General features: G+C 35.2%; 20 protein-coding genes and 3 pseudogenes. 11 read left to right on the top strand and 12 right to left on the bottom strand.

Annotated features, from left to right (window positions below):
• Nucleotides 1–21: 21 nt before the first annotated feature.
• Nucleotides 22–808: pseudogene (locus AC01GB_RS01145) on the bottom strand (TOBE domain-containing protein).
• A gap of 309 nt (nucleotides 809–1,117) precedes the next feature.
• On the opposite strand from AC01GB_RS01145, the gene AC01GB_RS01150 reads away from it, so the two are divergent.
• The 7 genes and pseudogenes from AC01GB_RS01150 (at nucleotide 1,118) to AC01GB_RS01180 (ending at nucleotide 5,949) form a co-directional block, all read left to right on the top strand.
• Nucleotides 1,118–1,264 carry an AcrZ family multidrug efflux pump-associated protein gene (locus AC01GB_RS01150; protein WP_474449892.1) on the top strand — a complete coding sequence of 49 codons (147 nt, stop codon included), beginning with the start codon at nucleotides 1,118–1,120 and terminating at the stop codon, nucleotides 1,262–1,264.
• 377 nt (nucleotides 1,265–1,641) lie between these two features.
• A complete protein-coding gene (locus tag AC01GB_RS01155) occupies nucleotides 1,642–2,097 on the top strand; it encodes an iron-containing alcohol dehydrogenase (protein WP_474449894.1) in 456 nt (151 codons plus the stop codon).
• A complete protein-coding gene (locus AC01GB_RS01160) occupies nucleotides 2,098–2,307 on the top strand; it encodes a hypothetical protein (RefSeq protein ID WP_474449896.1) in 210 nt (69 codons plus the stop codon). It abuts the gene before it with no gap.
• 107 nt (nucleotides 2,308–2,414) lie between these two features.
• Entirely contained in the window at nucleotides 2,415–3,248 is an 834-nt protein-coding gene (locus AC01GB_RS01165; RefSeq protein WP_310511198.1) for an SDR family oxidoreductase, read from the top strand.
• 283 nt (nucleotides 3,249–3,531) lie between these two features.
• Nucleotides 3,532–4,739: pseudogene (locus AC01GB_RS01170) on the top strand (serine hydrolase).
• Between the two features lie 347 nt (nucleotides 4,740–5,086).
• Nucleotides 5,087–5,407 (top strand): hypothetical protein, encoded by a 321-nt coding sequence (locus AC01GB_RS01175; protein ID WP_474449897.1) that lies wholly within the window; start codon nucleotides 5,087–5,089, stop codon nucleotides 5,405–5,407.
• Between the two features lie 107 nt (nucleotides 5,408–5,514).
• The gene (locus AC01GB_RS01180; protein WP_474449898.1) at nucleotides 5,515–5,949 is read left to right on the top strand and encodes a hypothetical protein; all 435 of its coding nucleotides are present in this window, start codon (nucleotides 5,515–5,517) and stop codon (nucleotides 5,947–5,949) included.
• 105 nt (nucleotides 5,950–6,054) lie between these two features.
• Here the strand turns inward: AC01GB_RS01180 and AC01GB_RS01185 are convergent, their stop codons facing one another.
• From AC01GB_RS01185 to ybjG, 3 genes are all read right to left on the bottom strand, one after another.
• Nucleotides 6,055–7,422 carry an L-serine ammonia-lyase gene (locus AC01GB_RS01185; protein WP_474449899.1) on the bottom strand — a complete coding sequence of 456 codons (1,368 nt, stop codon included), beginning with the start codon at nucleotides 7,420–7,422 and terminating at the stop codon, nucleotides 6,055–6,057.
• Nucleotides 7,423–7,566: 144 nt separating this feature from the next.
• On the bottom strand, nucleotides 7,567–8,877 hold the full coding sequence (locus AC01GB_RS01190; RefSeq protein ID WP_474449900.1) for a serine/threonine transporter: 1,311 nt from the start codon (nucleotides 8,875–8,877) through the stop codon (nucleotides 7,567–7,569).
• A gap of 949 nt (nucleotides 8,878–9,826) precedes the next feature.
• A complete protein-coding gene (gene ybjG, locus AC01GB_RS01195) occupies nucleotides 9,827–10,435 on the bottom strand; it encodes an undecaprenyl-diphosphate phosphatase (RefSeq protein ID WP_474449901.1) in 609 nt (202 codons plus the stop codon).
• Nucleotides 10,436–10,540: 105 nt separating this feature from the next.
• On the opposite strand from ybjG, the pseudogene AC01GB_RS01200 reads away from it, so the two are divergent.
• Nucleotides 10,541–10,831, top strand: a pseudogene (locus AC01GB_RS01200) (recombinase family protein); the annotation flags it as partial.
• Between the two features lie 140 nt (nucleotides 10,832–10,971).
• On the opposite strand, the gene AC01GB_RS01205 reads toward AC01GB_RS01200, so the two are convergent.
• Nucleotides 10,972–11,361 (bottom strand): DUF4354 family protein, encoded by a 390-nt coding sequence (locus AC01GB_RS01205; protein WP_474449903.1) that lies wholly within the window; start codon nucleotides 11,359–11,361, stop codon nucleotides 10,972–10,974.
• 541 nt (nucleotides 11,362–11,902) lie between these two features.
• A complete protein-coding gene (locus AC01GB_RS01210; protein ID WP_474449942.1) occupies nucleotides 11,903–12,160 on the bottom strand; it encodes a GrxA family glutaredoxin in 258 nt (85 codons plus the stop codon).
• Between the two features lie 161 nt (nucleotides 12,161–12,321).
• Here AC01GB_RS01210 and AC01GB_RS01215 point away from each other — a divergent pair, with 161 nt between their 5' ends.
• From AC01GB_RS01215 to AC01GB_RS01225, 3 genes are all read left to right on the top strand, one after another.
• Nucleotides 12,322–12,645: a DUF1418 family protein gene (locus tag AC01GB_RS01215; protein WP_474449904.1), complete on the top strand. Its 324-nt coding sequence runs from the start codon at nucleotides 12,322–12,324 to the stop codon at nucleotides 12,643–12,645.
• Nucleotides 12,646–12,776: 131 nt separating this feature from the next.
• Entirely contained in the window at nucleotides 12,777–13,271 is a 495-nt protein-coding gene (locus AC01GB_RS01220) for a YbjN domain-containing protein (RefSeq protein WP_474449906.1), read from the top strand.
• 184 nt (nucleotides 13,272–13,455) lie between these two features.
• Complete coding sequence (locus AC01GB_RS01225; RefSeq protein WP_474449907.1) at nucleotides 13,456–13,887, top strand: hypothetical protein; 432 nt, start codon at nucleotides 13,456–13,458, stop codon at nucleotides 13,885–13,887.
• Nucleotides 13,888–13,968: 81 nt separating this feature from the next.
• Here AC01GB_RS01225 and AC01GB_RS01230 read toward each other — a convergent pair whose 3' ends face one another.
• The 6 genes from AC01GB_RS01230 to AC01GB_RS01255 all read right to left on the bottom strand — a co-directional run bounded on the left by AC01GB_RS01230 (nucleotide 13,969) and on the right by AC01GB_RS01255 (nucleotide 17,360).
• Nucleotides 13,969–15,012, bottom strand: coding sequence for a tyrosine-type recombinase/integrase (locus AC01GB_RS01230; protein WP_474449908.1), 1,044 nt, complete (start codon nucleotides 15,010–15,012; stop codon nucleotides 13,969–13,971).
• Entirely contained in the window at nucleotides 14,969–15,211 is a 243-nt protein-coding gene (locus tag AC01GB_RS01235; protein ID WP_474449909.1) for an excisionase, read from the bottom strand. The genes AC01GB_RS01230 and AC01GB_RS01235 overlap by 44 nt, the downstream gene beginning before the upstream one ends.
• A 16-nt stretch (nucleotides 15,212–15,227) precedes the next feature.
• Nucleotides 15,228–15,839: an MT-A70 family methyltransferase gene (locus AC01GB_RS01240; RefSeq protein ID WP_474449910.1), complete on the bottom strand. Its 612-nt coding sequence runs from the start codon at nucleotides 15,837–15,839 to the stop codon at nucleotides 15,228–15,230.
• An 8-nt stretch (nucleotides 15,840–15,847) separates the two neighbouring features.
• Complete coding sequence (locus AC01GB_RS01245; RefSeq protein WP_474449911.1) at nucleotides 15,848–16,090, bottom strand: hypothetical protein; 243 nt, start codon at nucleotides 16,088–16,090, stop codon at nucleotides 15,848–15,850.
• Between the two features lie 184 nt (nucleotides 16,091–16,274).
• Nucleotides 16,275–17,015: an antA/AntB antirepressor family protein gene (locus tag AC01GB_RS01250; protein WP_474449912.1), complete on the bottom strand. Its 741-nt coding sequence runs from the start codon at nucleotides 17,013–17,015 to the stop codon at nucleotides 16,275–16,277.
• Between the two features lie 90 nt (nucleotides 17,016–17,105).
• Nucleotides 17,106–17,360: a hypothetical protein gene (locus AC01GB_RS01255; protein WP_474449913.1), complete on the bottom strand. Its 255-nt coding sequence runs from the start codon at nucleotides 17,358–17,360 to the stop codon at nucleotides 17,106–17,108.
• Between the last annotated feature and the right edge of the window lie 13 nt (nucleotides 17,361–17,373).

Genomic DNA, 17,373 nt, shown 5'->3' on the forward strand with positions numbered 1-17,373 from the left:
ATCTGATGCTATGGTAGGTAATTATTGTAGTGTTGAGATGATAATCTGGCTAGCGGCAAAAATCGCTGTCACTTTACTGCCAATTTTTATCTTCTGTTCTGCTATTTCTTGATTTGACATGATTGAGCAAAGTAATAATCCATCCTCTAGTTTCACCTTCAGTTCACTATCTTTATCATCTTTTTCAATATCAGCTACCGTGCCAATTATTATATTATCGGCTGCTGGAGTTGTTGTTTGTTGTGGCAGCAATTTTATTGTCGGCGCTTTGATCAAAATTAAAACTTCTTTGCCAGCCAGTTAAGTGTAATCGTGTGCTACTTTGCTTGGTTAATGATGCATTGATAATGGTGTTACTATTAGTTAACTGAATTTTGATATTTTGCTGAATTGAGTGGTTATCATACTCAATTAAAGTACCAAAAAATTGATTACGCGCGCTGGTTTGTAATGAAAAATGTGAAATTGCCGCCAGTAAGCTATCGAGCGGTAAATTTTCATCATTTAACACATGATAGGCTTGTTGCTGGATCTGTTTTAATAATCCATAGAGTTGCAATAACCGTTCGCCATAGGGTGTTAAAGTGGTACCCCCGCCACCTTTACCGCCAGTTGCACTCGCAAGTAGCGCTTTATCGGCTATTTGGTTCATTTCGTTTATTGCATGCCAGGCTCTTTTATAACACATGCCCGCCAATTGTGCTGCTTGCTTGATCGAACCAGAAGATTTTATATATAGAAGTAAGTTGATCCGCCGTGCGTCAGCAAATAGCCGATCATGACGTTTTAAAGTTAAGAAAATATCCATAAAATGGCCTTATTAGCCTAAACACGGTTAATTAATTTATTGTGTTATTGCTTTTTGTTATATCAAATAGTGGGAATAGAATGAAGGCTTGTTGATTGTTTCTAAGAAATATCTGCTGATAGAGAATTAGTATTGTTAAAATATAGTAATATCTGTCACTAACCGTATTATTGGTGTAAAAAAATGAAAATATCTAGTGCTAGCCTTCAAAAGAGAACATAAATAGAATAATCTAACTTATAAGGTTACTATTTAGTTACGTTCATATTTTACGTAATTGAATAGATCATTATTTTGCTGAGGCTCTCAATGCTAGAAATTTTAAAAAGTATGCTTTTTGCACTGTGTATGGCGCCTATCGTGATGGGCGGCATTATGTTATTAATTTATGGCATTGGCGAGCTTTTTAACATATTATCGAAGGCACAGTTCCGTCATTCAAAGAAACAACATTAATTCGTTTATCTTCTCTTGATAGTTAGCTAACATTTTCAGGCGCTTTATTATTTATTTTTTAATCTGAAATGACATATTTAATAATGACATATTTAATTTAGACATAACAAATTCCTCAATTATCTCACCGTTCTCTATTCTTTGCTGTTTATTATTTGATCGGCAATAAGCTTAATACTCTATTTAATGTCGTACAGATGCCAAAATATTAAATATAATAATCCTTTTAAGTTTCAAAGTATAAATAAACTATAGAACTATAAATTGACTAAGTGATTGATAAAGCGATTTTTATTGCTAACTGTGAAAAAATAGCTTGGTTGTCATTAGATATCACGATAAGTTTATTTTTTTTATTTAGCTTAAGGATAATTACTATGCCGCCATCAACTTTTTGCATTCCTACTATTAATAAAATTGGCCGGGGGTGTTTAGTCGATGTGGTAAATTTAATGAAGGATTATGGTTATCAGCAAGTGCTTATTGTGACTGATCCTTTTTTAATGAAAAGTGGTTTGGTTGAAAAAGTCACCAGAGTTTTTTTACATAATAAGATTAAAAGTCATCTTTTTACTGATGCTAAATTGGTGTCATCGTTAGAGATCGTAAAGCAGTCGATCGATTGTTATCAACATGATCAGATTGATTGTATTGTCTCAATTGGTGAAGGGGTTGCCTATGATTATGCTAAGGCAATGATTTATTTACAATCTCATCTCGCCATTTTTATTAGTGATAATATTAAAAAACCATGGCCTTTAATTACTATCAATACAACTTCCGCCTCAAATATCGATAATTTTAATCCATTGCTTGATCAAACTAAAAATTAATTGATCAATTTGGCTATTGCCGGATCACGTATTACCTCATTACTTTCAGTGACTGAGCCAGAGTTAATGCTAGGTTTATCAAGTGAATTTATTGCTGCATTAGGTATGAACTCTTTAACCTATGCAGTTGAGGCTTATGTTTCAACAGCAGCTAATCCTGTTCAGGCTAATATGACTGATTTGATCACTATTTATCAATTAGCAATGTAGTCTTCATTTTATAACTAACTATTGTTAGAGAATTGTGATCTTTGAATTATATTAATAAGTAGGTAAGTATAATGTAACTACTGACTTGATCGGAGGTGGTGAGATTTATGAAGAAGGTCGCTATCATTGGTTTAGGCTGGTTAGGATTACCCTTGGCACTTGAGTTAATGCGCTCAGGAATGGCAGTGGTTGGTAGTAAAACCACGTCAGATGGTGTAAATGCAGCAAGAATGTCAGGTATTGATTGTTACCAGCTTCGGTTTACGCCAGATATTGAATGTGAGGCCGAAGATCTTGAACAGTTAATGAATGCTACGGATGTGCTGGTTATTATGTTACCGGTCAATAAAACCGCAGAAGGTGGTATTGGTTATTTGAAAGCGGTACAACTTTTAGTTGATACTGCGCTTTCCTACGCTATACCACGTATTATTTTTACCAGTTCAACATCAGTATATGGTGCACAAAGTGGAACTTTAAATGAAGATGCTAAGCTATATCCTAATACCGAGGAAGGCAAAACGCTGGTTGAGGTAGAAAATTGGTTACACCAATTGCCAAATATATCGGTAGATATTCTTAGGTTAGCAGGTTTGGTGGGTGAAGCTCGACATGCAGGACGGTTTTTAGCTGGTAAAACAGCCTTAACAGGAGGAAATGAACCGGTTAATCTTATTCATCAAGATGATATTATTACTGCGATAAAATTATTAATATTACGGCCAGAGGGTGGCAATATTTATAATTTATGCGCACCTGAACATCCGGTTAGATCATCTTATTATACTGCGGCGTCGCAACGGGTAGCTTTACAACCGCCAGAGTTTATTGCTGAATTAACGCCTATTATAGGAAAAATCATTGATGGTAGCCGTATTTGTAAGGAGCTTGGTTTTGAATATAATTACCCTGATCCTGGCAATATGCCAATGAGTTTATAATTAGTGAATTTATTGTAAGATATATTTTACAGCTAGGCAGTCTGTAAAATTGTCTGTTAGCGCCAAAAATTAGTTATTGAAGGCTTTTCTGCTTATGGCGAATAATTATATTATCTTAATTATATCAACTGAAATAGTTGACAATCTATTTTTTCTACCTCAATTTGTGTAGTAGATCAAAGATAGCGATATTCTTTATGTTTTTTAGCTAACTTTAATCATTATAAGCTCTTTATAGTAGCATACTTGATATATTTTAATCAGAAAGCGCGGGAGATCGATAATGAAAAAGAGCTTGATGAAAATAATTAATCGTTTGACAATTGGATTAGGTCTATTATTTATTTTTGTTTCCTCGATGAATGTTCATGCCGATGGATTGCAGGTTACACCGCAACTTGATGTAAAAGCTTATGTACTGATGGATTACCATAGTGGTAAAGTTTTAACAGCCAGTAATCCAGATGAACGTTTAGATCCAGCTAGTTTAACAAAAATTATGACCAGTTATGTAGTGGGTCAAGTGATTAAAGTGGGTAAAATTAGCGTTAATGATCTTGTCACCGTAGGAGAAGATGCTTGGGCAACCGGTAATCCTGTTTTACGAGGCTCTTCTTTAATGTTTTAAAACCCGGCGATAGGGTTTCAGTGCTGGATTTAAATCGTGGTATTGTCATTCAATCTGGTAATGATGCTTGTATTGCATTGGCGGATTATGTTGCGGGCAGTCAAACTGTTTTTGTCGATCTCATGAACCAGTATGTTACCTCATTAGGCTTAAAAAATACTCATTTTAAGACCGTACACGGCTTAGATTCAGAAGGCCAATTTAGTACTGCCCACGATATGGCGGCATTGACTAAAGCATTAATTAGAGATGTGCCGGATGAGTATTTATTACACAGCGAAAAAGTGTTTATCTACAATAAAATTAAGCAATACAATCGCAATCGTTTATTGTGGAGCAAAAGCTTGCAGGTGGATGGGGTCAAGACCGGACATACCAGTGGAGCGGGGTATAATCTTATCACTTCGGCAACGAATGGCCCAATGCGATTGATTGCTGTTGTGCTGGGGGCATCGAGTGATCGCATTCGTTTTACCGAAAGTGAAAAGCTGCTAAATTGGGGATTTCGTTTTTTTACAACCGTTGTTCCTATAATGGCAGATAAGCCATTTACTACTGAAAAGGTATGGTATGGTAACCAGTCTACGGTATTATTGGGAACTGAAAAAGATGGAGTAATCACTATCCCGAAAGGAAGAGAACAAGACCTAAAAGCGACCTATAGTCTGAACTCAGATTATCTCGAAGCTCCATTAAGCAAAAATCAGGTGGTTGGGACAATTAATTTCTTTTTAAATGATCAATTGATTGATAAATGCCCACTCGTAGTGAAACAAGCAATAGAGCAGGGCGGTTTTTTCAGTCGATTATGGGACTATATTGTTGTCACTATTTCCAGTTGGTGGCATGCATTATTTGGTTAGTTAAACCGTTAGATTATAAAAAAAGACCTGTGGGTTTTTTTATATAATTAATTTTAATAAAAATAAATAGTTATTAAATTAAATTAGCTTTATATTTAATTAATATTTAAAAGTTATTTTAATATAATATTATTTATTCATTATAAATTTATTTTTATTTACAGATAAACTTCATTGCTAGATTAAATTAATTAACTCATAATTGTTTTTGGTATAATAAAGTAATTAATAATTATACATTAATTTAAGTTATTTTAATTTTTCCGATTAATTATTTCGGATTATCTCAAAGATATTCCGCATTCCCTATTGTTAATTAAATAAAATCTTGTGATGGAGTTTGTGTAATGGATACTGATAGATTCAAAGTCAGAAATTATAAATTAAAAGGAGAGATGAAAAATAAAATAAAGGAAAAAATAAAATTCGGTCCTTCTGTAACGGTAAATGATAATGGAGCTGTTGTAACAATTAGAGCAATTAACAATATTAGTATAGTAGTAGCGGATGGTGGTAAATCACAGATTGGCAATATCACCTCGGGTAAAGAAAACCACATTACGGCAACAGCAAAACAGCATGGTAATACAGAGATAGGCGATATTACTACCTGTGAAAAGAATACTATTAGACAAACGGCTAAAGAGAGCGGTCGCTCAAACTATTAAGGATGTTACCGCGAATAAAGAGAATGATATTACGGTAACAGCAGTAGAGTATGGTAGTGTAGCACAATATTAATATAATGGGAGCGTTATCATGTGAAACACCGGCAGTGGAAAAACCGTGGGTGTATCCAGAGCAAGTGCTGACGGAGGAAAGCTCAACAAAGGAAAGTCCAACAGAGAAAAGTTCAACCGTGAAAACGCCATCGGCGGAAGAACTGTGTGTATGTCCAGAGAAAACCAAGGAAAACCTAACAACGCAATCACAGATAGATCTAGCCCCAAGATTGGGAGTGCAAACTCGTAAATCTGCTACTGATAACAATCTAATAAATATAAATTATAATCAAATAAATATAATTAATATCGATAGTTATAGTAGCTTTTCTATTGAAGGAAATATATTTGATATTAATATGCGAGAGGAAAGATTGGGGCAAATAATATCAGAATTTAAAAATAAAGAATCTACAGCTTATAATATCTGTGCTCCAGTGGCTACCAGCAATCAATGCCCAAGCATATATGTGCCGCAAGTTGTTTGACATATATACTAATATAATAGTGAATAAAATAATTTATTAACATTGAATAAGCCAGTTGTTAAAACTGGCTTATTATTTAATTGTTGTAATAGTTTATTAAATAGTTTAATCGCAATAAGTAATTTTAATCGCTAACCCACCTTGTGAAGTTTCACGATATTTGGCATTCATATCTTTGCCGGTTTCATACATGGTTTCAATCACTTTATCCAGACAAACGCGCGGATCACTGGCCCGACGTAAAGCCATCCGGGCAGCATTAACCGCCTGAACTGCTGCAATCGCATTACGCTCAATACAGGGAACCTGGACTTGACCGCCAACCGGATCACAAGTAAGCCCAAGATGATGTTCCATGCCGATTTCTGCTGCGATACAGACTTGGGCAGGGCTACCTCCCATTAATTCGGTTAGCGCAGCTGCGGCCATAGAACAGGCCACACCAACTTCACCTTGACAGCCAACTTCAGCACCAGAAATTGAAGCATTCATTTTATAAAGGGTGCCGATAACGCCAGCAACCAAAAAGAAGCGGGTATATGAATTTTCGTTAATGGGGCGAATAAATTTATCATAATAAGAAAGTACGGCTGGAATAATACCGCAAGCACCATTGGTTGGTGCGGTAACCACTCGTCCACCGGCTGCATTTTCTTCATTGACTGCCAAGGCGAACATATTGATCCAATCAACAACCGCCATGGGATCCGTCGTCGTATTACCGGAGGTGACGAGCATTCTTCTCAATGCTGCTGCACGGCGTGGTACCCGAAGTGGGCCTGGTAATAGACCTTCGGTATTAACACCTCGTTCGATAGCTTGCTGCATAACCTGCCAAACTGCATCGAAATGCGTTTGGATTTCTTCTTTGCTACGCAGCGCCAATTCATTTTGCATCACCAGTGCAGAAAGTGAAAGGCCGGTATCTTTACATTGCCGTTGTAGATCAGCAGCTGACTGGTATGGATAAGGCACTTTAACCGGCGATCCACTTTCTTGACCAAAATGCTGTTCATTAACGATAAAACCACCGCCAATAGAATAATAGGTATTACTATACAGTTTATCTTCAGCTGCGAAAGCGGTAATTACCATACCATTTTCATGCAGTGGCAGATTGGTGGTATGAAAATTCATACCACCTTGTGTAGGAAAATCCACTACATGTTGTCCATTGGCAAGTGATAAGCGCTGAGTTTGTTCAACATTTTTAACAAAAGTGGAGATAGAATCGATAGCTACCGTATCGGGTAGATTACCGGCTAATCCCATAATAATGGCAATATCAGTGGCATGTCCTTTACCGGTTAAAGATAATGAACCATAAATATCAACGCTAATACGCTTTACAGAAGTCAGAATCTCTTTTTCAATTAGATCATCAACAAATTGTTTCCCGGCTTTCATTGGTCCGACAGTATGAGAACTGGATGGGCCAATGCCAATTTTAAAAATATCAAAAACACTACTCATATTTTATTCGCCTCCTTGTTAAAGGCGCTAATTTTTAGTAATAAGCTGGCCGAAGAGTTTAAGTTAACATTGCGGCCTTAAGATATTTGGGAAAGCTAATTCATTTATTCCAATAAATGAAAGCCATCCCAAAATCATTAAACGTTAAAGAAATAATTTATATACTGCAGCTGAAATAGCGATAATACCGACAATGACTACAAAAATATTACTAATCTGACCAGAATACTTACGCATAGCAGGTATTCTACTAATTGCGTACATTGGCATCATGAATAATAAAATTGCAATAACAGGTCCACCTAAACTTTCAATAATGCTCAGAATACTTGGATTTAAAGTAGCAACTAACCAGGTAGTGACTAACATAAAAATCGCAGTTGCTTTATTTAGTTTTTGGATATTGATTGTTTTACCTTTTGCCCGATAAGCACGTTCAACCAAACCATTAAAACCTTCACGCGCACCGAGATAATGTCCTAGGAACGATTTTATAATTGCGACGGAGGCAATTAGTGAAGCGGCAAATTTAATAAAAGGTTTATCGAAATAGCCAGATAAATAGTCGAGGATACTGATGTTTGCCGCTTTTGCTTTTACCAAATCAGCAGGAGATAAAGTAAATACACAGCTAAAAACGAAAAACATTACGGTTATAACCATTAAAATATGTGCTGAAGCTAAAATTCGAGAAGCTTTTTGATCAGCATGCTGGCCATATTCTTTACGATTAGCAACGGCAAATGCAGAAATAACAGGTGAATGGTTAAATGCAAAGACCATAACAGGAATAGTTAACCAAATCGTAACCAACATACTCTGGTTATTTTCGGTACTATCCATATTAATATTGGAGAATGAAAGTGTTTCTAATGCAGCGTCATGCCAGTGAGGGATCATATAGAGTGAAAATATCACCAAAACCGCAATAAACGGAAATACTAGCATACTCATTATTTTGACTATATATTTCTCACCCAGGCTAACAATAGCCATGATACCACCGACAAGAATAAGTGCTAATAGCCAGCGTGGTGGAGCATTAAAACCGAGAAGTTCAACGATAAAATTCTCGACATTATTGGTAATTGATACGCCATATACCAATAAGATAGGATAAATAGCAAAAAAATAGAATAGTGTGATCCAATTACCGGAAGAACGGCCAAAATGTTCTTCTACAACCTCAGTGATATCGCCATTAGGTTTTGAGCCGGATAATACAAAACGGGTTAAACCGCGATGGGAAAAAAAGGTCATTGGAAATGCGAGTAACGTCATTAAAATGACGGGTAATAGGCCACTCATACCTGCGTTAATGGGTAAAAAGAGTACACCAGCACCAATCGAGGTGCCGTATAAACCTAGCATCCAAACTGTATCATTTTTACGCCAAACTTTTACGTCCTGGTGTGCATATGAGGAAGTGATGGAATCAACTCGAGTTGTATCCATGGTAATCTCCAAAATATAAAACGAGAAACAAAAAATAGTAAATTTTTAATGTATGAAAACCGGTCAATATAATTATGATTGCAGGTATATTTATACAATGCTCTTTATCTACATAAAAAAATATATAGCTAAAATTTATGTAAATAAAGTAACTGATTATTCTAGTAAAGGTTAATTGCGATACTATACCACATTATGGTTTAGTGTCATTATCATAACACTGTTTAGAATCAATTTTATTTGTTTTATATGTCAAAATTATATTTTAGTTTTTCAGACGAAAATCTTATTATTTATCGGTATAAAGTTCCGTGATCAGCATCCCAAAAGTATAATCATCTATAGTTTGTTGTTAATTAGTGTAAGTTTTTTGTTTTTATTATGTTAAATTTGGCTATTCTTAGTTAATATTTACTTAAAAGTTGTTTTAATAAATATGATTAATCATTCAGTTAATAAGCTCAATTTTTGATAAAAATATTTTTATTAATTTTTATAATGTATATAAATAAACGGGCAATTTACTGATAATATTTGCCGCTTTCACTTAGTTATAATCATTAATTGATTTATTGTTGGTTATTGGCTGTTTTCATTTTAAACATCATATTATTGTTTTTTTACTTTTGTACGAAAAATAGTTTATTTTTATTAACTTGCCGTTTAGATTTCATAGTGAAATGATTTCATATCTAAGATATAATCGTTATAAATTAATAGCCTAAGTTTAAATGACAAATAGCATAAATATTAAATCTAGCAATGTTTAATTCTATTTTAGTAAAATCAGATAATGTTATTTTATTTAGGTAACGCTTATCATAAATAATTATCTGCTTATTTAACTTATTAAAAATGTTGAGTGATAAAATAGCCTCGTTAAAATTGGTAAATTATTGAATTAAATTAACAGAGGCTATTTATGTATATATTTAAATTATCTTAGTATTCAATCTCTAATCCAACCTTTTTTAATTAAAGGCGAAAATAAGATTTGATAAGCTTTTATTATATATGGTAGTAATTTATCGCCACCAATTTTCCAGATTGTTTGACTAATTCCACAAGCTATAATCGCAACCAAAAATGCGCCTGCCATATCTAAAGGCCAATGTACCCCGAGAAAAATTCTAGCCCACGCAATTGTGAACGCCGGTATAAATAATAACAGCCCAATCCAATTTCTTAACCAGAATAAAAAGCCAAAAGCGAAGGTAAAAGCAATAGTAGCATGATTACTCGGAAATGATGGTGTTGGAGCATGAGCAAGGAAATGTTGGCCTATCCCCAACATAAAAGGTCGTTCTTGTGGGAAAATTGCGCCAATAAAACCGGAAATAGCTAAACCGATAATAACTGCGAGAGCGGTTTTACAGACAAACACTCTTTGGCGAACTAGATTTTTCGATGATCCCCAAAGCCAGCAGGCAATGGTAATTAAGGGAAATATAAGAATGGGTCGTTTAGCAAAAAAAATTGCAAGTGTTAATGTACCAATGGATGTAATTGGGGTGGCATTAATAAAACTAAACAAACTTAAGTTAATATCGTTTAGCAAGGTAGAGCCCTCATTGAATATGTATCCTGATTACTTATATTAGGTAGCCAAGGGTAAAATGTTTTTTACATAGGGTAAAGTAAGTTTGGTAATATTTTTATAAAACTTATTCATTTATTAAAAGAATTTGATGCTCAGGGCGTGGGCGTCCGGTTTGTTGATGACGGGACAAGCAGCTGATGGTGAAATGGGAAAAATAGTCGGCACCACTCTCTGTACCGTGGCTCAAATTTAACGACGGAGAATACTGGCGCGCACGAATCAAGATAGACAGAAGATGAAGTTTATAAAGTATCGTTTTGGCCGCAGGCGTACCTTCGATAGCAACATTGTGTTGGCCCTTCATCAGAAAGGCATTGGCCAACAGAAATTGCCCGTCAGCTCAATGTTGCCTGATCTACGGTTTATAAAATTGTGAAATACGAAAAGGCCGCTAAAGCGGCCCGCATTTACATAATAACAATATGATAATAAAAGATTTTATATATCATATAGCCCTTGCAAATGATACCCATTTGTGTGTGTTTAGCCAGAGATTAGCATTGCGAAGACCATTTTACGAATTCGGCGTTATAGACAGATTCATCGTCGCTGACGAAGGTGGCTTCTCCCGCTTTTGGGCTGTCTTTCAATATTCCCAGTAGCTCAGCCTGCACCAGCCGCTCATCAAACTCTTTGCTTTTTTCATCGAACGCTTTGTAGCAGCCGACATCACCGGTTAATTCAATTGGCTGATCAATTACACTATATACAACAACATTAAACGTTTTTTCATACTTCGGCTGTCCTTCAATCACCACCGTACCTTCTGAGGAGGGAATAGCTTGGATTATCAGTTTATTATGTAAATCTTTTGCTGCTATGGAAGAAAATGAGAGTAGAACAAGTGAAGAAAGAAGGACCTTACATTTACATACCGTTTTCATTGACAACCTCCTTTATGAACAATTAGTCATTTATTAGGCAGCCAGATTACGGGGTAAATAAGAGTAAAACAAGCGAAGAAAGAAGAACTGTAGCTACGTTTTTCATTAACTACCTTCTTTATGAAAAACTAGTCATTTATTTTGCAACCAGATTTTAGATAAAACTTAAATCCTGTCTTAATGGATATTATTTAATTCTTACTGCGCGGTTATATTTTTTTTACCTAATTTTCGGCAATTTGTATCCATATTGGTAATCACGGTGGTGAACGTCAAATTATTGTAACCTTGCAAGGTCGATTAGATAGTATGAATAAAAAGCCGATAGTTTAAATAGGACGTAATTTAAACTATCGGATTCCTCAATAATTTGGGGACATTCAAAGAAAAGCAGTGGCATAAGTTAAGACTATTTATTATTCATAAAGTTCTTAAAGAAGAAAAAAAGCATTTTTTGATCAAAAAATGCTTTTGTGATTTGTGCCTGAAACTTAATATATAAAATTAAAAAAAAGAAAATAATTTTAATAAAATCAGTTTATTATGAAAGAATATGTTTTTTTGCATAGGCTTCAAAGTCTGTACAACCACCAATATGTTGCTCATCAATAAAAATTTGCGGAACAGTCTCAACAGGTTTACCCGCTTTTGTAGCTAAATCAGCTTTAGTGATCCCCTCCGCTTGTATGTCAACATAATTATAATCAAAATCATCACGTTCATGTTTTAATTTTTCTGCTAATTCTTTTGCGCGGACGCAATAGGAACAACCAGAGCGACCAAAAATGACAGTAAACATCATATCTCCTTCAACTAAATTTTATTTATTATCTACAGTTCAATTACTATGCCTATAGTTAGCGTCAAAAAAAAGTACAATTTATATTTATTGCTATCTGAAATGTTAATAATTACCTAATATAACAGGATAGTGTTTTTTAACAGGAAACATAGATTGTTATGAGAAAAAAATTATCAGCTATGCGTTCTTTCGGTGATATGCCTAAATTTGTGATAATACTCGAAGTTATTGGTTTATTATTGTTATTGGTCTATTTAGTGATAGATAACTATATTGAATTAGCTGCTTTATTTATGAAAAATGGTGTTTTGCTTGCTATGATTATGCTAGCAATTGGTTGTATGATACCGGCCATCATTCATATTGTTTGGCGCGCACTGCCTAAGCTTAGTTTTTTCGGCATTGACCAACAAAAAAATAGTTCGGAACATCACCAACGCAAGCTAAGAGCTAAGCAGTGTAATCATCGCAAGATGGATTAAATTGTGAGTAGGAATGGCTCGTTAAATATGATTTAACATGATAAAATATGGTCTGTTTTTGGTTTAAGATGATAGATAGCGAATTTTCTTAGGTAGAATTGTTAGTATTTTGTGTAAAAGAAGGTTAATTAATGGATTCGATTTGTTTCCCTGATATAGCTAAATTGCGAGAGTGGCTTGTTCAACTCAAAACTTCATATTTTGAATGTGATAATTGCCAGGCATTGCATTTGCCACATGTGCAAAATATTGATGGTATTTTCGATGCTAAAGTTGATATTGTTGAAAACATATTAGTTTTCTCTGTTTTGGCTGAACTCAAACCGACATCGATTATTACCCTATTAGCAAATTTAAGCCAAATTAATGCCAGCTCATTAACGGCGAAAGCATTTATGGAAATTAATGATGAAAATTTGCCTAAACTAGTGGTTAGTCAATCTTTTTCGTTATTGGCTGGCATGACTTGTAATCAATTCTCCAGTTTTCTTCAGCAAGCAGAAGAGCAGATGGCGGCTATTATTTTTGAAGTTTATAACAATGATCTACTGTATAGCGGTCAAGAAGATATTGACGATGAAGAGCTATCAGAGCGACCTTTACCTGCCCGCTTTCTGCTACATTAAGTTATAAAAATAGATGCAATTGGCATCTGCCATTCATGTGGATGGATAATGGGTTATCTATTTTACATTTATGAAGATTAAAAGAATAACAATAAATCTCAGACTATTTACTACTTTAAAAGGTCTGGCTATTTTGCTAGATTCTTTTTATTCCTGTTAACCGCTTTCTAAAAGCAATTAGAATATGATCAGTTCATCGCAATCTGCTAGTGTCAATAATATTGAATCTTCCGTTGCTTCCAGTCCTGATTTTGATCCGATAAAAGTAGAAATCGATAAAAAAATCGACAATAAATTTGTAATGGTTTTTAGTGGATTTTCTGGCATGGGATATGAAAACACAGAAAAATTACAAGACTATATAACAAAAGAGATAAAACAAAATATTGATGAGCATGGGATTCATAATTTACTTATTGTTGCCGGCGCGACTCCTGAAGGTATTGGCTGTGTCTATGATATTGCTAAAAATTTAGGGGTAAGCACTTTTGGCATTGTTTCACAACAAGCTTCAACAAATAGCCTATCAAAAAATTGTGATAGTGTTATGCAAATAAAGGATCCAGATAACAGCTGGAAAGTTTTGGATGATTCTGGTGATTCTTATTTGGTATAAGTTTCATGAATTTAAAATACTTATATATCAGATAGATAGAAATCAATTATCACAATAATTCATTATTCACTCACTATAATTTTAAATTTCAATCCAACTATTATTCCTATCATCCTGATATTTAGCTGTCATTTCTGCTGATTTATGGCCTAATAATTTTTGAGCAAAATTACTACCCATTTTTTCAGTATACAGTCTTGCGGACAAGCTTCTAATTTCATGAAAAGTCGGGGGAGATCCTTCCCATGTTAACTTTGTTTTATCCCTAAATTTTGCAAATTCGGTTGATATTCTTACTGCTGTAATTTGTTTTTTATTTTTTGTGATAACAAAGTCAGCTACATGATTAATGTTTTTCAAAATATTGATTAATTTTGTAGACTCAATTTCAAGATCCAAAGGAATTGCTATTTTAGTTTCGGTTTTTTGTTGAACAATCCATAGTTTCCTATCATATATATCTTTCCATTTTATTTTTGCAATATCAGATACTCTTTGCCCCGTAACTAAAGCAAGTTTCATTGCTTGACTCAACCAATGATGATCGTCATTTATTAAACTCAAAATAGTATTAAAGTCATCGAGAGACAACCTTGCTCGCTGAATTTTAATTTTTGGATTTTTTGTTTGAGATACAGGGTTAATTTTTATGATGTCCGTGTAAAGAGCTTCCTTGAAAATATCATTCAAAGTTCCCCTTATTTGCTTAGCAGCCGATGGCTTATCGTTCATTATATATGAATAAATAAAGTCGCTAATTATTTTAGTAGAAATATTTTCTATTGGTGCGTCAAGAATTCCTTTTCTTATCGCTAATACTTTACTTTTATAATCTTTTAATGTTTTTTCCCTTAATCCCCTTGTTTTCAATATTTCTTCATATCTATCTAAAAACTCATGGAAATAGACAGCTCCTTGTCCATCGATCCTTTCTGTTAGAGGTTTTACTTTCTCTGTATTGAGTAATAACTGATTAGCACTGATAGCCTCGTTAATTGCATAGGCTTTGTTTCTACCCAAACCGTATTCTTTCCGTGTACGCGGGTCTCTATAGGAATAGTAGCCATTTCTTTTGTACAGGTTAGGGGGCAAATCCCGATTTTTTATTTTTCTGATTCTGGTCATGACCTATCCTTCGTAATAACAAACTCTGATGGCTAATTTCGTTAAGACTGTTGACTTTGACGGCGTATTCTTCGACAAGGTATTCTCTACCGTCCTTGATGGGTGGGGGCTGAATTAGTCCATTTCTTGCCCAAATTCTGACGGTATCCATTCGGCGTGGCCTGTCCCTTCGAGCGTTCCATTCCGCTAAAGTAATCATGTTTATTTATCCTCATTCAAAAACTCACACTATTCTCAGGCGCTTCATTGCCCCATAGATCCCAGCCCTGCACTTTGTCACGAGCAAAAAGCTCGATACGTTTCACATCACCGTAGAGCTTCTCTAACCGGTAATGGACTTCTTTAGGTTTTTGGCTATGTTCACCGAGACAGGCGTAGATAACCTGTTTGATGGAAGCGTCCTTGCGTTCTAGTCCTTTTCCCTTGATGGCAATCAAACAGTCTTCTGAATTACTGCGGGTGTAGTTACCGCCATTCATGCGTGTTTCAGCATTGAGTAATGCCAGAAAGTCATTAGCATCAGACAGCTTAGCTTCCTTGATAGCTTTGGAGATCCGCTCTTTTGCTAACTTATTCAACTTGACCCATGTAAATCCCTTCATGGTTTTGACCTTAAATCCCCATGCTTCGGCTAACCGGATAGCTTCCAGCGCAAAGTTACCCGTATACCACATGCAGAGTACGGAGTTATTATTAACGATGGTTTCTATAGGTAGTCGGGTGAGGGAGTAGAAGTCAGTAGTGTTGTAGTGATTGTGTGCTGCGCCGTTTGATGCTTTGTTTTGATATTGCCAGGGTGGGTCTGCGAGTATCAGGTCATACTTCACTTCATCTCCTAAACATACCAGCTTTTACTTTTATGCAAGTCGTCTATTTTTTCTAATACAGTGATTTTATTGCCGCCATTTCCGGTTAATGTTTTACTTTCTCCATCGGTATCAAATTGATATATCAACCCCTTGTTTGTTAATTTTTTCGCCTTCAATCCAATTATTTTCATCATCTCACCATGGTAAATAACCTGTATACCAGCTTTTACATGATGTAACGTTGTTCGGTATTGATGGACGTTATTCATAGGATTTCTCCGGTTATTGATTACATGAATGTGAATTTGATTAAAAAATTGATCATATGTGAATTATTTGTGGTAATATTATTGCCGTTGTGTGTTAGTTAACAGCAACATTTTCCCTAGTGTTGGCCAGCCTTGCGCTGGTCTTTTTTAAAGTTGCTCGGAAATACCAAATAGTGGTCAATTTCTAGTGAATACTTTTGCTATTAGCAAATAACGATTTGAGATTGATACCGTATACCTGTAGCCATGATTCAGCAGGCCATGACTTAACCTGACCATAACGAATATCCGGTACTTCGGTTGCTTCCACCTGGTTTTCACGACACCATCTGCGAAGTGGGGTAAACTTGTATTCTTTCCCTGTGGCATTCTTTACGGCTGTGATGGTGGCATGTTTAACACTTTCTCCTAGTCGTTCGGTAAGTTCTCTATTTTTACGCGTAGCCACACTAAGTTTGCCCATTGCAGAAGCTTCACGAGTGCGACTGATTTGTGATTTTGTCCGAAGTGCTTCATCTCTTTGGTCAGTAATAACCGATTTTTCCTTTTCAGAGATAACCAGGGCTTCTAATGCTTCGATGTAATTACCCGGTAATGACGGCTGTAAAATTTGTCTTTCACATTCAATAAAATACTGTCTTGCCTGTTTCCCTTTCTCGTTGCGTTCAACCATCGAAAGTTCTTTCGCCATATCGAGGGAAATGTGGTATTCCTTTGCCGGACGGCCTCCGAAGGGGTTTTCGCCAGAATTGGCGAAAACTATATAGTCGATATTTTCCACAAATCCGTACTGCTTAATACGGTCTTTAATCCAATTTGAGAAATCCTTGCCAACTTCTAGAAATTGATGTAAATCACGTGCATTGACTGTTTGGATTAATTCGTCGTTGATGTTTTTTGTTTCGATATTAATTAAATTTGACATAAGGGTATCCCTCAAAGTTAATTGATGAATGAATATGGATGTTTGTTAAGCGATATTGATCATGGGGGGATAATGCCGTTCTGGTGTGAACTACTTTTTTAGCTTAGGCCATAATATTATGATACAAATCAATGCCATAGTGCCTAACAGTACGAATGTGTCCTCCATCTCTTTTCCGTCTAACTGTAATCCGCTCAATGCTTCATTACCCCATTTGATCTCGGGGAATATTGCCGGTGGTGTTGTATCAACATGGGATAGATGTTCTACTATCAGCTCAAAGGCAAACGCTACACTAATAAACAATAATGTCGTGATTAATAATTTAATGATGTTAAGTTTCATAATTGAACCTCGA

Source organism: Candidatus Arsenophonus phytopathogenicus, from assembly GCF_056113345.1.